Genomic DNA, 3,435 nt, shown 5'->3' with positions numbered 1-3,435 from the left:
GCCCCAAAAGATGGGACTGCTGCGCAGTCCAACGGGGGCAAGCCCCCTCGCCACAAAAGCCACTCATCACAAAGGCCCTTCATCACAAAAGCGGACCTTCAAAACCTCAGCGCATCACCGGCAAACTGGTCGTCGACTTGATCTCCGACAACGCCACAATCGAGTTCACCTCCTGAATCCCCGGCACCAGCGACAGCTTCTCGAAGAAGAATCGCTCATAGGCCTCGATGTCCGCGGCCACGATCCGCAGCATGAAATCCACCGCCCCCATCAGCACATAACACTCCAGCACTTCCGGAAAGCCGCGAATCGCTTCGGTGAATTCGGTGAAGTTCGAGCGTCCGTGGGCGTTGAGTTTGACCTGGGCGAAGATCTGCGTGTTCAGGCCGATTTTCTTGCGGTCGAGCAAGGTCACCTGAGCGCGGATGATCCCCTCCTCTTTCATCCGCTGAATCCGTCGCCAGCATGGCGACTGCGACAACCCCACCTGTTCGGCGATTTGCGCGCTGGAGAGCGAGGCGTCCTCCTGCAGCAACGCCAGGATCCTGCGGTCGTAACTGTCCAGCTCGCTCTGCATAAAAAAACCTTCAAATTATTAATTCAGGAATTGATCGATTCGCAACCGATGCAATAACGCTCATCTTAGATAAGAAATACCCGCCACCGAATGTAAATATTTCTCCAGCGATTTTGGAGAACGACCATGCCTCACCTGGAAGCCGTAAACACCCTGCCCGTCCGCGCCGACGTCTGGAACGCCGGCAACGCGCACTGCCGTGTTCGCTATCAATTGCTGGCCGACGCCGAACCCGACCTGCTGTGCCGTGCGCTCAACCTGTTCGCCTTGCAGTTCCTGACGCCGCAGCAAGTGAACGTGCAGCGCGAGGCTGACAGCCTGAGTATCGAGGTGGTGATCGACGGGTTGAGCTGGCATCGCGCCCAGGTGATTGCGGAAAAACTGCGTAACCTGATCAGCGTCTGCTCGGTGGATCTGCAAACCGCCGACGCCCCGTGGGTAGAAGCGGCCCAGGCCACCGCCTGAAAGAAATCGATACGGCTTCGTCGGGTAGTGGCCCAACGGTCTGTTGGGCCACGACTATCCTTTGCGCACTTGTGTTCAAAAGGAGCCCGCATGTCCGTTCAACTCGCCTTTCAGGACCGCTGGCTGGATCTCAATGATGTACTGCGTGAACTGGTCGCCCAGGGCTACATCAGCCAGGACTCGGCCGAGCACGCGCTCAATGCCCGTCGCCGTCACGCCGCCCATGGCCAGATGCATCCTCTGGAGTTCATCGCCAGCCAGCAACTGGACGACCTCAGCCGCCCCGGCAAACACCACGATCTGGAAAACCTGACCCTGTGGCTGTCCCAGCAGGCGGGCCAGCCTTACCTGCGCATCGACCCGCTGAAAATCAACGTGGCGGCCGTCATGCCGCTGATGTCCTACGCCTTCGCCCAGCGTCACAAGATTCTCGCGGTGTCCATCGACCGCGACGCAGTGACCGTCGCCAGCGCCCAGCCCTACGTCAGCAGCTGGGAAGCCGACCTGACCCATGTGTTGAAGCTGCCGATCAAGCGGGTGGTGGCCAACCCGGTGGATATCCAGCGTTTCAGCGTGGAGTTTTTCCGCCTGGCCAAATCGGTCACCGGCGCCAGCAACGGCGAGCAACAGGTCAACACCCTGGGCAACTTCGAACAGTTGCTCAACCTCGGCGCCAGCGACCAGGAGCCGGATGCCAACGACGCGCACATCGTCAACATCGTCGACTGGCTGTTCCAGTACGCCTTCCAGCAGCGCGCCAGCGATATTCACATCGAACCCCGGCGCGAACAGGGCACGGTGCGATTTCGCATCGACGGCGTGTTGCACAACGTCTACCAGTTTCCGCCGCAGGTCAGCATGGCCATCGTCAGCCGCCTGAAAACCCTCGGCCGGATGAACGTCGCGGAGAAACGCAAACCCCAGGACGGCCGGGTCAAGACCAAGACCCCGGACGGCGGCGAAGTGGAACTGCGACTGTCGACCCTGCCCACCGCCTTTGGCGAAAAAATGGTCATGCGGATTTTCGACCCCGAGGTACTGCTCAAGGATTTCGACCAGCTCGGCTTTTCCGCCGACGACCTGCGCCGCTGGCAGGACATGACCCGTCAGCCGAACGGCATCATTCTCGTCACCGGGCCCACCGGTTCCGGCAAGACCACCACGCTCTACACCACGCTGAAGAAACTGGCGACGCCGGAGGTCAACCTCTGCACCATCGAAGACCCGATCGAGATGGTCGAGCCGGCGTTCAATCAGATGCAGGTCCAGCACAACATCGACCTGACTTTCGCCTCCGGGGTGCGCGCGCTGATGCGCCAAGACCCGGACATCATCATGATCGGCGAGATCCGCGACCTCGAAACCGCGGAGATGGCGATCCAGGCCGCGCTCACCGGCCACCTGGTGCTGTCGACGCTGCACACCAACGACGCGCCGAGCGCCATCAGCCGCCTGCTGGAACTGGGCGTGCCGCATTACCTGATCAAGGCCACGGTGCTGGGCGTCATGGCCCAGCGTCTGGTACGAACCCTGTGCCCGCACTGCAAGGCACCGCAAACCCTGGGCGAAGAAGACTGGCAAACCCTGACCCGGCCTTGGCAGGCGCCACTGCCCACCAATGCGCAACGAGCCATCGGTTGCCTGGAGTGTCGCGACACCGGCTATCACGGTCGCGCCGGGGTCTACGAAATCATGCAATTGACCGACGGCGTGAAAGCCCTGATCAACCCTGATACCGATCTGATGGCGGTACGGCGCCAGGCGTTCAAGGAAGGGATGCGCAGCCTGCGGCTGTCCGGCGCGCAGAAAGTGGCGGCGGGTCTGACCACGGTCGAAGAGGTGCTGCGGGTTACGCCGCAGAGTGAGCAGAAGTAGATGTGAGCGCATGGAACTCGGTCAGGGGACGACAATCCAACTGCGTAGATCAAACAGTGGAGTCACCCCATCATGCGTTTCAAACTTGCTGTCGCCACCGTCGCCCTGCTGTCCCTGCCTGTCGGTTCGGCGATGGCTGACAGTTTCTGGCGTAACGTCATTTCCTCCGGCGCAACCACCGGCTCGACCTACCTGACGTTCAAGGACCACAAACTGATCATCGCCGCCCAGGACGATGCCAGCAGCTTCGTCGCCAGCGATGGCGGCATTCGCGGTCCGTATCTGGAAGCGGCGATGCAGAAAGTCCGCGCCGATAATCCTGGGCTGCAGGCTACGGACATGGAACTGGCGAACGCGATCCTGGCTAAGAATGCCGTGGCTGCGGAGTAACCTTTCCAGTCAGAAAAAATGCCGCTCACCCGAGCGGCATTTTTTTGCCCGTAACCTCAAATCTGATGCAATTCATTGTGGGAGCGGGCTTGCCCGCGATGGCGGACCCACATTCAACATCTCTGCCG

Annotated in this window: 4 protein-coding genes; 3 read left to right on the top strand and 1 reads right to left on the bottom strand. The window is 60.8% G+C overall.

Annotation, left to right across the window (positions count from 1 at the left end; translation table 11 throughout):
- Positions 1–106: 106 nt before the first annotated feature.
- Positions 107–577 carry an Lrp/AsnC family transcriptional regulator gene (locus ACW9JE_RS29595; RefSeq protein WP_175379694.1) on the bottom strand — a complete coding sequence of 157 codons (471 nt, stop codon included), beginning with the start codon at positions 575–577 and terminating at the stop codon, positions 107–109.
- A gap of 126 nt (positions 578–703) precedes the next feature.
- Here ACW9JE_RS29595 and ACW9JE_RS29590 point away from each other — a divergent pair, with 126 nt between their 5' ends.
- From ACW9JE_RS29590 to ACW9JE_RS29580, 3 genes are all read left to right on the top strand, one after another.
- On the top strand, positions 704–1,042 hold the full coding sequence (locus ACW9JE_RS29590; protein WP_457434775.1) for a hypothetical protein: 339 nt from the start codon (positions 704–706) through the stop codon (positions 1,040–1,042).
- Positions 1,043–1,132: 90 nt separating this feature from the next.
- A complete protein-coding gene (locus ACW9JE_RS29585) occupies positions 1,133–2,917 on the top strand; it encodes a GspE/PulE family protein (protein ID WP_457434774.1) in 1,785 nt (594 codons plus the stop codon).
- Between the two features lie 72 nt (positions 2,918–2,989).
- On the top strand, positions 2,990–3,307 hold the full coding sequence (locus ACW9JE_RS29580; protein ID WP_224536840.1) for a DUF2388 domain-containing protein: 318 nt from the start codon (positions 2,990–2,992) through the stop codon (positions 3,305–3,307).
- Positions 3,308–3,435: the final 128 nt, after the last annotated feature.

It is taken from the genome of Pseudomonas sp. SDO55104_S430 (assembly GCF_054070595.1).
Note: the sequence above shows the minus strand (reverse complement) of the source record. Positions and strands in the feature narration are given on the sequence as shown.

Coding starts and splice junctions, on each gene's coding strand:
- ACW9JE_RS29595 (WP_175379694.1), bottom strand. CDS start 577: ATGCAGAGCGAGCTGGACAGTTACGACCGCAGGATCCTGGCGTTGCTG.
- ACW9JE_RS29590 (WP_457434775.1), top strand. CDS start 704: ATGCCTCACCTGGAAGCCGTAAACACCCTGCCCGTCCGCGCCGACGTC.
- ACW9JE_RS29585 (WP_457434774.1), top strand. CDS start 1,133: ATGTCCGTTCAACTCGCCTTTCAGGACCGCTGGCTGGATCTCAATGAT.
- ACW9JE_RS29580 (WP_224536840.1), top strand. CDS start 2,990: ATGCGTTTCAAACTTGCTGTCGCCACCGTCGCCCTGCTGTCCCTGCCT.